Annotated in this window: 14 protein-coding genes; 5 read left to right on the top strand and 9 right to left on the bottom strand. The window is 37.6% G+C overall.

The window, feature by feature from the left end:
- Positions 1–250 precede the first annotated feature (250 nt).
- The 4 genes from prfC to A3Q34_RS14625 all read left to right on the top strand — a co-directional run bounded on the left by prfC (position 251) and on the right by A3Q34_RS14625 (position 5896).
- Positions 251–1834 carry a peptide chain release factor 3 gene (gene prfC, locus A3Q34_RS14640; protein WP_070376025.1) on the top strand — a complete coding sequence of 528 codons (1584 nt, stop codon included), beginning with the start codon at positions 251–253 and terminating at the stop codon, positions 1832–1834.
- A gap of 164 nt (positions 1835–1998) precedes the next feature.
- Positions 1999–3753 (top strand): arginine--tRNA ligase, encoded by a 1755-nt coding sequence (argS, locus tag A3Q34_RS14635; RefSeq protein WP_070376024.1) that lies wholly within the window; start codon positions 1999–2001, stop codon positions 3751–3753.
- Between the two features lie 109 nt (positions 3754–3862).
- The gene (locus A3Q34_RS14630) at positions 3863–5002 is read left to right on the top strand and encodes an HDOD domain-containing protein (RefSeq protein ID WP_070376023.1); all 1140 of its coding nucleotides are present in this window, start codon (positions 3863–3865) and stop codon (positions 5000–5002) included.
- A 75-nt stretch (positions 5003–5077) separates the two neighbouring features.
- A complete protein-coding gene (locus A3Q34_RS14625; RefSeq protein ID WP_070376022.1) occupies positions 5078–5896 on the top strand; it encodes a TatD family hydrolase in 819 nt (272 codons plus the stop codon).
- 34 nt (positions 5897–5930) lie between these two features.
- Here A3Q34_RS14625 and A3Q34_RS14620 read toward each other — a convergent pair whose 3' ends face one another.
- Positions 5931–6563: an AhpA/YtjB family protein gene (locus A3Q34_RS14620; RefSeq protein WP_070376021.1), complete on the bottom strand. Its 633-nt coding sequence runs from the start codon at positions 6561–6563 to the stop codon at positions 5931–5933.
- A 105-nt stretch (positions 6564–6668) separates the two neighbouring features.
- Between A3Q34_RS14620 and serB the strand changes: the two genes are divergently transcribed.
- On the top strand, positions 6669–7727 hold the full coding sequence (gene serB / locus A3Q34_RS14615; protein WP_231907365.1) for a phosphoserine phosphatase SerB: 1059 nt from the start codon (positions 6669–6671) through the stop codon (positions 7725–7727).
- A gap of 6 nt (positions 7728–7733) precedes the next feature.
- Here serB and A3Q34_RS14610 read toward each other — a convergent pair whose 3' ends face one another.
- The 8 genes from A3Q34_RS14610 to A3Q34_RS14575 all read right to left on the bottom strand — a co-directional run bounded on the left by A3Q34_RS14610 (position 7734) and on the right by A3Q34_RS14575 (position 17318).
- Positions 7734–10202, bottom strand: coding sequence for a PilZ domain-containing protein (locus A3Q34_RS14610; RefSeq protein ID WP_070377188.1), 2469 nt, complete (start codon positions 10200–10202; stop codon positions 7734–7736).
- Between the two features lie 1032 nt (positions 10203–11234).
- Positions 11235–11456 (bottom strand): (Na+)-NQR maturation NqrM, encoded by a 222-nt coding sequence (gene nqrM / locus A3Q34_RS14605; protein WP_070376020.1) that lies wholly within the window; start codon positions 11454–11456, stop codon positions 11235–11237.
- 62 nt (positions 11457–11518) lie between these two features.
- Positions 11519–12553, bottom strand: a complete 1035-nt coding sequence (locus tag A3Q34_RS14600; RefSeq protein ID WP_070376019.1) for an FAD:protein FMN transferase — start codon at positions 12551–12553, stop codon at positions 11519–11521.
- A gap of 231 nt (positions 12554–12784) precedes the next feature.
- The gene (gene nqrF, locus A3Q34_RS14595) at positions 12785–14008 is read right to left on the bottom strand and encodes an NADH:ubiquinone reductase (Na(+)-transporting) subunit F (protein ID WP_070376018.1); all 1224 of its coding nucleotides are present in this window, start codon (positions 14006–14008) and stop codon (positions 12785–12787) included.
- Positions 14009–14080: 72 nt separating this feature from the next.
- Complete coding sequence (nqrE, locus tag A3Q34_RS14590) at positions 14081–14704, bottom strand: NADH:ubiquinone reductase (Na(+)-transporting) subunit E (RefSeq protein ID WP_070376017.1); 624 nt, start codon at positions 14702–14704, stop codon at positions 14081–14083.
- A gap of 4 nt (positions 14705–14708) precedes the next feature.
- Positions 14709–15332, bottom strand: coding sequence for an NADH:ubiquinone reductase (Na(+)-transporting) subunit D (locus A3Q34_RS14585; RefSeq protein ID WP_070376016.1), 624 nt, complete (start codon positions 15330–15332; stop codon positions 14709–14711).
- On the bottom strand, positions 15332–16114 hold the full coding sequence (locus tag A3Q34_RS14580; protein ID WP_070376015.1) for a Na(+)-translocating NADH-quinone reductase subunit C: 783 nt from the start codon (positions 16112–16114) through the stop codon (positions 15332–15334). Before A3Q34_RS14580 ends, A3Q34_RS14585 begins: the two co-directional genes overlap by 1 nt.
- Entirely contained in the window at positions 16107–17318 is a 1212-nt protein-coding gene (locus A3Q34_RS14575) for an NADH:ubiquinone reductase (Na(+)-transporting) subunit B (RefSeq protein WP_070376014.1), read from the bottom strand. The genes A3Q34_RS14580 and A3Q34_RS14575 overlap by 8 nt, the downstream gene beginning before the upstream one ends.

The raw sequence follows: 17318 nt of genomic DNA, 5'->3' as shown, positions 1-17318 counted from the left end.
ACCTTAAAAATAACCAATCAAATAATTATTATCTGCACGATCACTTGCCACTTAATCAAATAACAAAATAAAAAGTGTTAATGTCTAGGATTCTTGCTAAAAATAATCATTTAAAGACAGTCCCCTAATGCGGCTATTTATATTTATGGTACAATGCGCGCAAAATTTAGGATTGTTCACATGTCCTTTCAGTATTTAAAAAAAGCATTTTATGTGCATCAGCATGTACACCAAAGAGAACTTTTAAAACATGACAACGCTACAGGCTAATGAAGTCAATCTAAGACGTACTTTCGCAATTATCTCTCATCCTGATGCGGGTAAAACCACCATCACTGAAAAAGTATTACTTTTTGGTCAGGCTTTACAACGAGCTGGCACGGTAAAAGGTAAGAAGTCAGGCCAGCATGCAAAGTCTGATTGGATGGAAATGGAGAAAGAGCGTGGTATTTCTATCACGACCTCTGTAATGCAATTTCCTTATAACGGTTGTTTAGTTAATTTACTGGACACACCTGGTCACGAGGATTTTTCAGAAGATACCTACAGAACACTCACCGCGGTTGATTCATGTTTAATGGTTATCGACGTAGCTAAAGGTGTTGAGGCACGTACTGTTAAGTTAATGGAAGTTACCCGTTTACGTGATACGCCCATCATTACTTTTATGAATAAAATGGATCGTGATGTTCGTGACCCTATGGAAGTTATGGATGAAGTAGAAGATGTACTGAAAATAAAATGTGCCCCTATTACTTGGCCGATTGGTATGGGTAAAGAATTTAAAGGTGTCTATAACATTTTAACTGACGAAATATTTTTATATAAGTCAGGACTTGGCCATATGATCCAAGAAGAAAGAATTATCAAAGGGCTTGATAACCCAGAGTTAGATAAGGTCATTGGAACTTATGCTGACGATTTACGTGAAGAATTAGAACTGGTTGCGGGTGCATCACATGAATTTAATTTGGAAGAGTTTTTAAAGGGTGAGCTAACGCCAGTATTCTTTGGTACGGCTTTAGGTAATTTTGGTGTTGACCATATGCTTAATGGTTTAACTAAATGGGCACCAAAACCCTTACCTCGTTTAACTGATGTTAGAGAAGTAACCGCTCAAGAAGAAAAATTCACTGGCTTTGTTTTTAAAATTCAAGCGAACATGGATCCAAAACATCGTGACCGTATTGCTTTTATGCGTATTTGTTCAGGTAAGTATGAAAAAGGCATGAAAATGCGTCAAGTACGTATTAACAAAGATGTAAAAATTGCCGATGCCGTAACGTTTATGGCTGGAGACCGTGCACATGTAGAAGAAGCCTACGCCGGCGATATTATCGGTTTACATAACCACGGTAGTATTCAAATCGGTGATACCTTTACTTCAGGCGAAATGATGAAATTTAGTGGTATTCCAAACTTTGCCCCTGAAATGTTTCGTCGTATTCGTTTACGTGATCCATTAAAGGCTAAACAATTACAAAAAGGTTTAATACAACTTTCAGAAGAAGGTGCTGTGCAAGTATTCAGACCTTTTAACTCAAACGAGATGATAGTTGGCGCGGTCGGTGTATTGCAGTTTGAAGTCGTTGTACAACGTTTAAAAACTGAATATAAAGTTGACGCTATATACGAACCGATAAGTGTAGCAACTGCGCGCTGGTGTACTTGTGATAATGAAAGAACACTAGAGCAATTTAGTAAAAAAGCTTATGACAATTTAGCACTAGATGGCGGTAATAACTTAACGTATATTGCGCCGACTATGGTGAATTTGAATTTGGCACAAGAGCGTCATCCTGACATTCAGTTCCACAAGACCCGAGAACACTAAATTTTTCTGCGTAGTAGGCATTTTATCGGCGTTGTTTGATACTTTTTATTGGCTCATTTAGTCAACTAAACTGACCAATAAAAAGTAATAAACGCTTTGCTAAAATGCCATCTACTTGCAAAAAATGAGCAAATAATTTCTATTATAAGAAAACAGAGATCAAAATGAATATTAAGCAATTACTAAGTGAAAAAGTATCTGCGGCCATGGTTTTGGCTGGATTGCCTGAAGGCACTAACCCAGCGGTAAGCCTGTCAAGTCGCCCTAATTTTGGTGACTACCAAGCGAATGGTGTTATGGGTGCAGCTAAAAAACTGAAAATGAACCCACGCGAATTAGCGACCACCGTTGTTAACCACTTAGATTTAGCGGGTATTGCTGACCAAATAGAGTTAGCGGGACCGGGTTTTATTAATATTCATTTAGACAAATCATGGTTAGCCGCTCAACTTGCTAAAATGACTGACGATGAAAAATTAGGTGTAACCCAGCGTGGTGCCACTCAAGAAGACAAAAAACAAACAGTTATTGTTGATTATTCAGCGCCAAACCTCGCCAAAGAAATGCATGTTGGCCACTTACGTTCAACCATTATCGGAGATGCCGTAGTACGTGCATTAGAGTTTCGTGGTGACAAAGTCATCCGCCAGAATCACATGGGTGACTGGGGCACACAATTTGGCATGTTATTGGCGCATTTAAGCGATAAACTTAATGCCAATGAAGTTGCTGAAACTGCACTTTCTGATTTAGAAAACTTTTACCGTGAAGCAAAAGTACGTTTTGATAACGAAGAAGGATTTGCTGACCGTGCTCGTGATTATGTGGTAAAACTGCAAGGTGGCGACAAAGATTGCTTAGTCTTATGGAAATTATTCATTGATATATCTATTGCCCACAGTGAAGATATTTATCAAAAACTTAATGTTACCTTAACCCGCGACGATATCATGGGCGAAAGTGCGTATAACGAAGATTTACCCAGGGTTGTTGATGAATTAATGACTAAGGGTATTGCTGAAGTTAGCGAAGGCGCAAAAGTGGTTTTTATTAATGAAATGGCGAATAAAGACGGTGATGCCCCCGTTTTTATCATCCAAAAAACCGGTGGCGGCTATTTATATGCGACCACAGATTTATCTGCTTGTCGCTACCGTAGCAATGAACTAAAAGCTGACCGTATCATTATTTTTACCGATGCCCGTCAAAGCTTACATTTTAAACAAGTAGAAATTGTAGCGCGTAAAGCAGGGTTACTGCCAGAACATGTTGGTTATGATCACTGCCCGTTTGGTATGATGATGGGTGACGATGGTAAGCCATTTAAAACCAGAACTGGCGGTACTATAAAATTAGCAGAATTACTTGATGAAGCCATTGTTCGTGCAAAAGCGGTCATTAAAGAAAAAAATCCAGATTATCCTGAAGATAAGCTAAATGAAATTGCAGTAAAAGTAGGTATTGGTGCGGTTAAATTTGCTGATTTATCTAAAAATAGAACCAGCGACTATATTTTTAACTGGAAAACCATGTTGAGTTTTGAAGGCGCTACGGCTCCTTACTTGCAGTATGCTTATTCACGTGTTCAAAGTATTTTCAGCAAGGCAAAAATTGAACAAGTAAACTTTAGCGCTGATATCACCATTATTGAACCACAAGAAAAAGCCTTAGCGTTAAAATTACTCCAGCTCGAAGAAGTGCTAGATGCGGTCATTAGCGAATCTATGCCTAACCTATTGTGTAATTATTTATATGAGTTAGCGAGTTTATACATGAGCTTCTACGAAGCTTGCCCTATTCTTAAAGAGGGTATTGACCAAGATGTAAAACAGTCTCGCTTAGCACTTTGTTTAAGTATCTCTAAGACCTTAAAACAAGGCTTAGATATTCTTGGCATTGACGTTATGGAACGCATGTAGTCTCCATAAAAGCATAGATGGCATTAGCCCTTGTTTACTTAAGGGGCAATGCCAAAAAATTGAAATAGTTTCAGCATATGGCAAGTATTAAGGTAGGATGTGTCAATAAATGAAAGTGCTAATCGTTGATAATACAGACCAAAAACTCTTGCCATTAAAGCAGAAATTTTATAATGGTCCTTGCCAAACCGCTTATGTTGATAACGGCAAACATGCCCTGAAAGCCTTAAAAAAATATAAATTTGACGCTATTATTAGTGTATTGGACTTAGGACAAATAAGTGGCTTAGATCTTCTTAAAGCCATAGCAATTAAACATCCTGCTATGATACGAATAGCAATTACTAGTGATAACATCGCACAGAGCCAGCTTAATGGTCAAGCCGCTAATAATTGCCATTACACTTACGCATTGCCGCTTAATGTTGAAAATATTCATCAAACCATCAAAGCCCTTGGCGATAATAATAAAGCGATCACCAAAGATCATATTATCAAGGTCGTTGCCAAAGTTAAAACCTTACCAAGCCCACCCAAAATCTATTTACAACTCAATGCAATTTTAGAAGAAAGTAATACCGATTCAGAAAAAATATCAGAGATAATTTCTCAAGACCCAGCATTAGCCGCTAAAGTATTACAGTTTTCCAATAGTTCCTTTATGAACCAAGGTAAGCCAATCAACGACATTAGCGAAGCAATAACACGTATGGGACTAGAAACACTCTGCTGTATTGTTATGACTGCTGAACTTTTTTCTTATGAACCCGACATTGCTGACTTTTCATTGATTAAAGAACAACTACACTGTTTATCAACGGCCCGCTTGGCCGCTTCAATGGTGAAAGTAGAACTTAAGCGAGATGCTCTACTTGCGGGTTTATTGCACGACATTGGTAAAATTGTACTATTTGAGATGGACCCAACACTTACAAAAACATATTTTCAATATCGGCTTAAAAATGCCAACAACAATGCCTTAGAGCAAAAAATATTTGGCACAGATCATAACCATGTCGGTGGCTACCTCCTACACCTGTGGAGCTTTTCTTATCATTTAATTGAGGCGGTAGTTATGCATCATCAGCCGGAAAAACTCTTAAAAAAATCATTTGGTATCGCACAAGCAGTTTATCTAGCCGATATATTATTAAGAGAGCAACAACCCGAGCCAAAATTTATTGAGCATTTTAAATTAGAAAATGTGCTTGGCGCTTTGGAAAAAAGAGCAGCAAAGCTAAGACAGTAATCACCAAGCTGAACTTTAGATAAGCTATAATTTCACACATCCATTATTTTCACTTCAAGTAAAGTCGATTATTTTATGAAATTTACCGATAGCCACTGTCATTTAGATTTCAACGCTTTTACCCCTAAAGGTAGTGCTTCAACAAATTTACTGCTTGAGCAATGTGCAAAAGAAAGTATTCATCAAATTATTGTTCCTGCCGTTAGACCAGATAACTGGCAAAATGTTTTAAGCTTAGCCCACCATAATAAAAACCAACCTTTAAGTGGTTGCAATGTTTTTGCTTGCTTAGGTATTCATCCTTGGTTTTTAGAGGGATTAGCGCAAAAAAATCTCGATGACTTAGCGCAAAAAATAGTAGAGAATAAAACGCAAATAATTGCAATTGGCGAAGCTGGGCTTGATGGCGTTATCGCAAAGCAGCAAGATAATATTAATCAACAAATGTTATTTTTTGAATTCCAACTTAACCTTGCACAACAGCATCAACTGCCGATTATTGTTCATCACCGGCGCACGCACAACGAAACGATCACACTATTAAAACAAGTAAAAGTTTCCCGAGGAGGTATTATTCATGCTTTTTCAGGAAGCTACCAGCAGGCTTGCCAATATATAGATTTGGGATTTAAGTTAGGCATCGGTGGCACAATCACCTACCCTAGAGCGGAGAAAACAATAAAAGCCATTAAGCGCTTACCTTTGAGTAGCCTAGTATTAGAAACAGATGCACCTTCGATGCCGCTAAATGGTTTTCAAGGCGAAGATAACTCACCTCTGCGTGTTATTGATGTTTTTGAAAAATTAGCCGAATTGCGCCAAGAGAGCAAAGAGGAAATAGCCGAAAAAATTGAAGATAATATTTCAACCCTCTTTCAGTTGGCTCAGCGATAAAATGGATTAACTAGCTCCATTAAATGATGCCGACTTAACTCAGCCTTTTATCTTTATCAACTAATCTAAACCCCTGACGACTAAATCGGTTGAGACCTCTGGTAAGCAGAAAGCCAACAACGCCAGCGATTATCATCATTAAACGTAACAGCGTAAACTGTTGATCGTTATTTTTTAATAACTTAGTGGTTAAATAGTTTTTGTCTAGGGTTAAGCGAACGTAGCCAATTAATCTTTCTTTACGGATTTCACTAACGAAAGGCACGGCGAATTCACTCTTATTTAATTTATATTCAGACAGGCCAAAAAGAGCTTTAACACTTTTTGAATTTTGACTGCTAATAATTAATTGCCCTGATAAATCATAGAGATGAATTTCTTTTATTACCTCGGCCAGTTGCAATTCATCAACGTAGTTTTGCAGTAATTGTCGACTCTCTTTCGTGTTAACCTCGGTGATTAATACAGATAAACCTGCTGAAGCTTGTTGCAAATACTGCTGACCAACATCATAAAAATGTTGATCGATAGTTTGCTTATTTTGTGTCTGGCTGTATATCCATAGATTCATTAGTACGACAATAAAGACAATCGCTATAGCTAATTGCATAATTTTATTATAAATGGATGATAATTTAGGGTATAAAGGCTGTTCTATTTGTGTCATAAGCACTACAAATGTATAAAATTTATCATTACGTTCATTTTTATACTATAGCATTATTCATTGAAAATAATCGCTAAAACTAACATTCACATAAAAGGCGGTACTGTGTCCATTGCTATTAAACGTTTTTCCCTTGAGCATATTCAACAACTTACTTTAGCTGAGTTTATTTCTTCAACAACATCAGAAAAATGTTTACCTTGCTTTACCACTTTCGAAGGTAGTGACTGGTGCGTTGATCAGCGCCTTACCCAACAACAAGGTGGTCAAACGTGTTTAGCCGAGAAGAGACACGCTAAAACACCCTTAGAGCTTGTAGTTTTCAGTGAAATTAGTCTTAGTATGCTCAGTAATTTAATCAGTCAATGCCAACTATCAATTTGTGCGATAAATGCTATCAACCTAAGAAATAATCTTACCAGCTATCGCTTTAACGTTACCTGTGCAAACTTAAAAATGGCAAGAGAAAGCTTAGTCAACTTTACCCTTAGCAATAAAATCGAAGCAGCACTGATTGAAAACGCGCCAAAATTATCAGAGCCAGGTATTTTGGTTATGGATATGGACTCCACGACCATAGAAATTGAATGTATCGATGAGATTGCAATACTTGCAGGTGTTGGAGAACAAGTGGCGGCCGTTACTGAACTTGCTATGCTTGGTGAACTTGATTTCGCACAAAGCTTGCACCAACGGGTCGCCACCTTAAAAGGTTCCTCAGAAAGCATCTTGGCTGAGGTTGCCGAGAATATCCCGTTAATGGCTGGTTTAGAGATACTTGTTAGTACATTAAAATCCCATGGTTGGAAAGTTGCGATTGCCTCAGGTGGCTTTACTTACTTTGCCGATCACTTAAAAGATTTACTGGCACTTGATGTCGCACATGCTAATACTTTAGAAATTATTGATGGCAAGTTAACGGGTAAAGTTTTAGGGGATGTTGTTGATGCACAGGTAAAAGCAGATTGTTTAATCGCTTTACAAAATCAATATCACTTAGCTAAGGAACAAACCGTCGCTATGGGTGATGGTGCCAATGATTTAGTCATGATGGCGGCGGCACATTTGGGCGTAGCATTTCATGCTAAGCCACTAGTTTTAGCAAAGGCAGACAGTGCCATTAATGCCGATGGTCTTGATTGTCTTTTACACTGGCTAGCGTAGAGCCCTTTAAATAACAGCACTTAATAGCTCATGACGAACTAAAGTTTCTTGAGTAATATCAAGAAACTGCATAACGCCAGCAACACTCCAAATATCTTGCTCTATTTGTTTACCACGATGAATAGCATAGGAACTGATGTAGCTTAATTCTGGGTTAAGATGGTCCATGTCGGGATCATCAGTTCGAGATAATCTAACCTGTACACAAAAGAATAAACCACGATTTAATGCTCGCGATATAAACATTCGCTGCAACATCGGCGACTCTAATTCGCTTGCTGTTTTGGTCGTAACCGCTTGATCAATGATTTCATTATCTAAATTTACAGCAATATATAATGTCTCAAGCACCGGAGTATCATCGGTTTGCATTTTCTTCAGTGGTAAGGTTAAGGTACTAGTTGCTTGTAAATTATTGAGTAATGGGTATAGGTTATACTGCGATGGCGAATCACTTAACTGTTTCATAACCGGCAATAACTTATCTTTAACAGTACCACAAACGATAGCTTCTAATTTATAGCGACTGCCACTGGTTTGCACCATTAATGTTGGAATAGTTAAACTTCTACTGTAAATATTTCTTAATGCCTTAGCAAGGCCAGGTATCATTAAGGCATATTCGTCTGGGGTTAACTTGTCACGATTTTTTGTAATTAATGCTTTAAAGAATGCTCTTCCCATGTGTTGATGCTTTTCAACATAAACCCGTAAGTTAAGTATGTTTTTCGTTTTATTAACTCGCATAACTTCATAAGGCAAACCTTTTAAATCAAAGGCTGAGGTGATTTTTTGCAAGCCAGGAAAAGTTAAATAGACAACGTCTCCTTTGTTTAATACCGAGGGTTTATCAAGTTCTAGTTTTAAACCTAAAATGGAAAAATCATGCGATTTACCCGAGCAACGAACACCTGCAATTTCAAGTTCAACAGGAGTAACATATTTAAATCTTGACTCTTGTCGTTGATTTTTATAATTAATGCCCACTTCATCCATCAACAGCGGTGATGTAAGTCGTTTATGACCAAAGTTTTTTAACCGAATTGTATCAATGTTTTCAAATGATAGTTGTTGATACTGCTTAGTTGATGCTGGGTTGGTTACATCACTAGCGACTACGATACTTTGCAGATTATGAAGGGTTTCTATTGCATCACTAGGGATAGGGAGATTTAAGTATTCATTCTTTTTTGTTAGCGTATTCGATAACGTTAACGGCGAATGCGCTTTATCAATATCAACGTCCATAATCGATAGTTGAGTAATAGCAAAGCTCGGCTTTGACGCAGCAAATCCTAAAAATTGTACCTTAAAATCACTATCATTATTTAATTGCTCCACATCTGCCGTATAAAAAAATGATTTACCTTGGCTTTTGTGCACGAAACTATAGACTAATAATGACTTACCTAATGCATGAGCTTTTCTCATTCTGAGCAAGCGTTCAGGTGTTATCAGACAATATAAGGTTGAGTGGCGATTTTCATCTTGCCAATATTGAAAAGTGGCTTGGTTATTATGACAGGTGAGCGCGTATCTAGGTAAAAGTTCACCTTTGTTATCTTCTACAAAAATTGGTAATTCATTTAATTTAGGTAAACTATATTGCTCAAAGCTACGTGATTGAATAGCATGAATAGTATTGTCTAGGTTAACTTTATAACGGCGTTTATTGCCTTGGATGAAGCCCTGGAGAAAAGTTTGAAAACCGTCAACGCGTTTATCTTTCGAGTAAACTCTCTGACAGCCAATTAACTGAGTTTTATCAATTTTTTGTATATTTTTAACTTCAAAATTAAAACTTTTTTCTTTACCAAATTGAAATTCGTCTTCGAGACCACGAAACCGAATACTTATATGTTGTCCAACCGTAATTATGTTTTTAAAATTAAAGCGAAACTTACACCCTTCAACACTGATATCTGAACTCGTACACTCGTATTCATTATTATCGCTTTCAAGCAGTATGTCTAAGGTAATAGCGAAATTCATTCGCTCTTCACTACGATTATGATACGGACCAAAAGTAAACAAACTTGCTGGGTACTGCGTTTTTTCAAAGGTCTTACTGGCTTTAGTCGTCTCAACTTGTACCGGTTTACCCATGTTACTTTTTTCTTTTTGATATATAACCCGAAAGTTATTTTCAGTGTTCATTACTGCTTCGTAAACACCAAAAGTATATCCCTGATAAAAACCTATATTTTCTTGATAAACTTTAATCGCAATATCATCAAGATAGTGAACGCGTCCATCATGCTCAAAAGATCGACATTCACCATCAACATGACCACGCAAATCGATTAGACGCGTACATGCAACAGCTAAACGCTTGAGCTCCATTTTAAGCAAAAAGCGCTCTGTTTTGGGGATATGTTGAGTCATCGCAGAAAAATTTGTTTCAAAATCGTTCTTTAAAACCTTCCCACGAAACTGTTCAATTATCTTTTGGTACTTTAAAAAATCTGTAGTCATATCTGCTTTAATTTCTTTTAGTAACACTTGTGATATGCAATGAATTGAAAGAAATAATCATTTACTTTCTATGTAGTAAATCTACTATAAATTAATTTGTAATGAAATAACATCAGTAAGAAATATCATTAAAAATAATGTGTTATCTAGATACTAGCTTATATAAAAAATAATAAAGCAAAAATTATGCCCAGTAAGGGAAGTGGTCATGAAAAAATAAACTAACATCTGTATGTATAGTTAATAGGATCCAGTGTATACGCGGGCTTGAACAGTAAATCGACGATGTAGGATACAAGAATAGAGGTGAATTTAATTTGGCTAGGTAAGCCGATCACAATAACAATTTACCGTATTTATCACAAAAAATCGGCAAGAATTAAAAAGTACAAACATTTGACACTATCGAGCCTAGTAAGAGAAGACGATTTTTATCTAAGTCGCCTAATTCTATCCTATGAGGATTAAGCTATGGTATTAAACAGTTCGCTGTTAATTTCTAATAACAATAACGCGCATAGACACATCTTCTGACTACAATGATTTACCACTTTCCAACAATCTTGCTATTAGTGTTTCACCCATCATAATCGCTACTAAGTAATAACTAAGCACTTCTTTAAGACGTTTACACATGCTAGCTATCACCTAAATTACGCAGTGATTTAACCTATATAGTAATGCTTATATAAGTTTATAGTTGAGTACTGCAAAAGCGCTCATCACCCTGGGTAACAATGACTTAGAAGATGAATATTCAGGTAAGCTTTGTCGATACTTGTAGTCGTTTATTAGCTGCGCATACCTGCAAGTATGCAATCGAGCTTGTTAATCATATAATTTTTAATCGTCGGCGAAATGTAGCATTGGAGGGGATGGTAATTCTTATTATGAATAAGTTAAGTGTGGCTTAGCAAGTTATTGGGGTTGTAAATTAATAACCAATTTTATTAAAATCATTAGTGTTAAACAGTATCCACAGTTAGCAGATACTGATTATTTTTCTCAAGCTAGGATAAAAGTGTTACTCAGCTAGATAATTTTAATATCAATCATCTGCTCTTTAGCCGCAGCAATACGTTCGCGCTCTTGGCGTTTCTCACAAGGGTTATCGCAATTACACGACTTATCAATACCCACTGTTGCTAATCCGCCGCAACTGCCTGCTAACGACTTTTGCTGAAAGATATAGCCAACCGACATAGCAACAACAACTACAAGGAAAAAACCTAAAGTGATCATAAATATCATCATAAACTAACCTACTTATTTTCTTTATCTATTAAGATGAATAAACAGTAACTCGCTTTAACCAGTTACTTTAAATACTGCATGAATTTTACCGTGCTTTGCTCAACAAAGCCATGCTCTGTCTTAGCAATAATGTAAGCAGCTATACCATTTTTCTCTGCAAAGTCGATCGCTTTTACTTCACCCATAACCATCATCGCGGTAGACAGACCGTCTGCGGTCATAGAAGACGGATGAATGACCGTTACTGAGACTAACTTATGATTAATGGGTTTGCCCGTCGCTGGATCAATAATATGTGAAAAACGTTGACCATCTTTGGCTTGGTGATAATTACGATAATCGCCTGATGTTGCCACTGCATTGTCTTTTGGAATGATCACTTGATAAACAGAGCGATGCTCACCACTTGCATCCTGAATAGGCTTTTCTATCGCGACATGCCAAAGTTCACCGGTGTGTTTAAAACCTTTTAAACGCATTTCTCCACCAATTTCTATTAGGTAATTATTAATGCCCTTTTCTTCTAAATATTCTGCGACTAAATCGACCCCATAACCTTTGGCAATGGTTGATAAATCCACATAAAGGCTAGGCGTTTTTTTAGAAAGTTTATTACCGTTTAACACCAGCTTTGACAAGCCTATTTGTTGGCGCGCTAACAGTAAATCCTCCGCCGTTGGTATAGTATTTGGACGATATTCTGGGCCAAATCCCCAAAGGTTGACTAAAGGCCCGACTGTAATATCAAGATTGCCTTCACTTAATTGCCCCAAGCGAATCGCTTCTTTAATAACACGTTGTAACCCAACAGATATTTCGACAGGCGTAAGGGATGTCGATGTGTTAAATCGTGATAATTCAGAATCAACGATATAGGTCGACATTTCTTGATTTAATTGCACCAATAGTGCATCAATGCCTGTATGGACTTGTTTAGTATCAATCGCATTATTCTCGATGACCACTTTAATATTATACGTAGTCCCCATAGTACGACCTTGCAACAAGACTTCTTGCTTACTTAAATCACTACTTGGAAAGCAACCGGCTAAAAACACCAGCATAAAACTGATCATCAATACTTTTACTTTAATCATTTTGATACCTATAAATTTATTATTTAGGTAAAGCGTCTAGGAAAAACGCCTTATATAAATAATAAAAGACGACAAGAGTCGTCTTTTATTTGAAGCTTTCATTCATTGAGTAAATGTTTAATTTAAACGCTGTATATTGCCTTTAGTTCGAGAAGGCTGCGCGGAGTTGACGTTAGTCAGTGAGCACAGCCGACGACGAAATAAAGCCAATAGGCAAGTTAAAATAAACGATTAGCCGCCGAAGTCATCTAACATGATGTTTTCGTCTTCTACGCCTAAATCTTTAAGCATATGAATAACGGCAGCATTCATCATTGGAGGACCACACATGTAGTACTCACAATCTTCTGGTGCTTCATGATCTTTTAAGTAGTTTTCATAAAGTACATTATGAATAAAACCTGTCATGCCTTCCCAGTTATCTTCAGCTTGTGGGTCTGATAACGCAACATGCCATTTGAAGTTATCATTATCAGCGGCTAAACCATTGTAATCATCTTCATAGAACATTTCACGTTTAGAGCGAGCGCCATACCAGAACGACATTTTACGTTTAGATTGTAAACGTTTAAGTTGATCAAAGATGTGTGAACGCATTGGCGCCATACCAGCACCACCACCGATAAACACCATTTCATTATCTGTTTCTTTGGCAAAAAACTCGCCAAACGGACCAGAAATAGTAACTTTATCGCCAGGCTTAAGGCTAAAGATATAAGATGACATTTTACCTGCTGGTAAATGTAAACGTCCTGGAGGAGGCGTAGCAATACGCACGTTAAGCATAATAATGCCTTCTTCCTCTGGATAATTAGCCATTGAGTAAGCACGTAACGTTGGTTCATTAACTTTTGATTCAACATCAAAAAAGCCAAAATGGTTCCAATCGCCTTTGTACTGATCATCAATATCAAAATCACTATATTTCACATGATGAGCTGGAGCTTCTATCTGAATATAACCACCGGCTTTAAACGGAACAGATTCCCCATTGGGTATTTGAAGTTTAAGTTCTTTAATGAAAGTTGCTTGGTTATCGTTAGAGATAACTTCACATTCCCATTGTTGAACACCAAAAATTTCATCTTCTACTTCAATAACCATGTCTTGCTTAACGGCAACCTGACAGGCTAAACGACAACCTGTTTTAGCTTCACGCTTAGTGATATGACCGGTTTCAGTTGGTAAAATGTCGCCACCACCTGAATGCACGTCAACACGACATTGACCACAAGTACCACCACCACCACAAGCAGAAGGAATAAAAATCCCTTGGTCTGCTAAAGCGCCAAGAAGCTTGCCACCAGCAGCGGTTACTACTGATTTATTTGGGTCACCATTTATACTAATTGTTACGTCACCTGAAGAGACTAACTTAGATTTAGCAAACAAAATGACTAAAACTAATGCTAGCACTATCGCGGTAAACATCGATATGCCGAGAATGATTTCCATCGACTTTTCCTTAAATTATCTAGGGCCTAAGTTCAAATTATTTTGGTAATAAGTGACTTAGACCGATATTTTTTAAAGTGAAATACCACCAAAAGAAAGAAAGCCAAAAGCCATCAATCCAGCGGAGATAAACGTGATACCTAAACCTTTCAAACCGTCTGGTACGTCAGAATATTTCATCTTTTCACGTATAGCAGCCAACAACACAATAGCTAACATCCAACCCACACCAGAGCCAATGCCATAAACAACACTTTCACCCAAGGTTAAGTTTTTCGCTACCATGAAAGATACCGCACCAAAAATTGCACAGTTAACAGTGATTAAAGGTAAAAATATACCTAATGCTTGATACAAAGCAGGAAAATATTTATCTAAAATCATTTCCAAAATTTGTACTAAAGCAGCAATAACACCGATAAAGGTAATAAAGGATAAAAAGCTTAAATCAATTGAATCTTTCTGAGCAGTAATACCCATCATGCTGTCTAAAGCACCTGGCGCTAAAATAGCTTGGTAAATAATTTGGTTAGCTGGAACCGCTAAACCTAATACCACCACAACCGCAACACCTAGACCAATGGCTGTACTTACTTTCTTAGACACAGCTAAGAAAGTACACATACCCAAGAAGAAGCTTAACGCCATATTCTCAATAAATATGGTTTTAATAAAAATACTTAAATAATGTTCCATGGGGCTAATCCTTCTCTACTTGTTCTGGTTTCCACTGGCGTACAGCCCAGATGATTAAACCAATAATGAAGAATGAACTAAATGGTAAGACTAATAAGCCATTACCTTGGTACCAACCATCGTTTTGAACTAATTTAAATACTTCAATACCAAAGATCTCACCAAAACCAAATAATTCACGGAAAAAAGCAACAACCATCAAAACTGCGCCGTAACCTAAACCGTTACCAATACCATCTAAAAAGCTAACGCCCGGCTTTTCTTTCATAGCAAAGGCTTCTGCACGGCCCATTACAATACAGTTAGTAATGATCAAACCAATGAAAACTGACAACTCTTTCGACAACTGATAAGAGAAGGCTTTTAACACTTGGTCAACCACAATTACCAATGACGCTATAATCGCCATTTGCACAATAATACGCACACTTGATGGAATATGATTACGCACAAGTGAGATAAAAAAGTTAGAAAAGCCAGTAACTAGCATTACCGCTATGGTCATAACCAAAGCGTTTGCCATTGAACTGGTTACCGCTAGAGCAGAACAAACACCTAGTACCTGTAAAGCGATAGGGTTGTTATCTACAATAGGTCCAAATAGTACTTTTTTAGTATCTGAAGACATTAGTTCATCTCTCCTTCGCTAGCAACACTGCGGTATTTAGTAATAAAAGGTCCATAACCTTGCTCACCTAACCAAAAATGTAAGGTGTTTTGCACGCCATTACTGGTTAATGTAGCACCTGACAATGCGTCAACGCCATGAACATCACCGGCTTTAGCACCACCTTTAATCACTTTAATAGCCACTTCATCGCTATCATTGTAAATTTTCTTACCTGGCCATAAAGCTTTCCACTTAGGGTTAAGCACTTCAGCGCCTAAACCTGGAGTTTCCTTTAAGTCAGAATAAATAAGACTACGAACGGTATTTAAATCTGGCGCTAAACCAATATAACCGTACATTAAATCCCACAGCCCTGAACCAACAATAGGTAAAACCAAAGTATTTAGCTGGCCTTGCTCATTATTAACTAAGTAGACAACTGCACGGTTAGCACGGCGATTAATACCCGCGGTATCGTTAGTAAGCTTAGAGCTTTTAGCAGCATTACGAGCGTCTGCACGTTCGTCAAATATATCAGTGTTACCTTCAATAATTTTCCCTGAATCTAGGTCAATCATTTTAGCAACAACATATTTGTTGTAAGTACCAACAATATCAGTACCTGCTTTTTCTAATAAGCCGGAAGCTTCAAGAATTTTAGTTTGCTTATCAAGTAGTTTATTAGCTTGTTGTAACGGTTTTAAACTAATCGCAGCAACAGAGACTAACGCAGCACAAACCAGACAAACTAAAAACACAAAGCCGATTGTTTTAATTGGAGTTTCTTTATTACTAGACATTACGAGCGAGCCTCCGTTTGATATTCCCTTGAACAACAAAATAGTCGAAAAGAGGGGCGAATAAATTAGCGAATAAAATAGCTAACATAATTCCTTCAGGGTATGCCGGGTTAACTACACGTATGAGTACAACCATTACACCAACTAATGCACCAAACCAGTATTTACCCGTATTAGTAAAAGACATAGTGACAGGGTCAGTAGCCATAAACATCAGACCAAAAGCAAAACCACCTGTGACTAAATGCCAGTACCATGGCATAGCAAACATTGCGTTAGTATCGCTACCAATACTGTTAAACAGTAATGAAGTGAACACCATACCGGCGAAAACACTTAAGACAATACGCCACGAAGCAATACCTTTATAGAGAATGTATGCACCACCTAGGAAAATAGCAGCTGTTGATACTTCACCCATAGAACCCGGGATAAAGCCCAAGAATGCATTCCACCAGTTAGTATTGATTGCAAAATCAACCGAACCTGGAATTGCTGCAGCAGCAGCACTTAATGGTGTCGCACCTGAATATCCATCAATAGCAACCCAAACAGCATCACCTGATAATTCACCTGGATAAGCAAAAAACAGAAATGCACGACCCGCTAGCGCAGGGTTCAAGAAGTTTTTACCTGTACCACCAAAGATTTCTTTAGCAATAACGATACCAAAAGTAATACCGATAGCAACTTGCCATAATGGAATTGTTGCAGGTAAGATCAAGGCAAACAAAATTGAACTAACAAAGAAACCTTCGTTAACTTCATGCTTGCGCACTGAAGCAAAGAGAACTTCCCAAAAGCCACCAACAATAAAGGTAGTCGCATAAATAGGTAAGAAGAACACGGCGCCATAAAGCATCATACCGAAGACACTCGAGTCAGCAGATAAGCTACCTCCAAGGAATTCGAACAAGCCTACTTGCCAAGTATCAGGTAAAGCATAACCAGCAGCTAAAGCATCAGCTGCTTGAAAACCAATGTTGTACATACCAAAAAACATAGCAGGAAAAACAGCTAACCATACCGTTATCATGATGCGTTTTAAGTCAATGCTGTCACGGACGTGAGTAGCACCTTTGTTCACTTGACCAGGAGTAAATAAACCGGTGGCTACAGCTTCATACAAAGCGTACCACGTTTCTAGCTTACCGCCTTTTTCAAATTGCGGTTCAATATCTTCAATAAACTTTTTCAAGCCCAT

It is taken from the genome of Colwellia sp. PAMC 20917 (genome assembly GCF_001767295.1).
Taxonomy (GTDB): domain Bacteria; phylum Pseudomonadota; class Gammaproteobacteria; order Enterobacterales; family Alteromonadaceae; genus Colwellia_A.
This window is presented reverse-complemented; position numbering and strand designations above follow the sequence as displayed.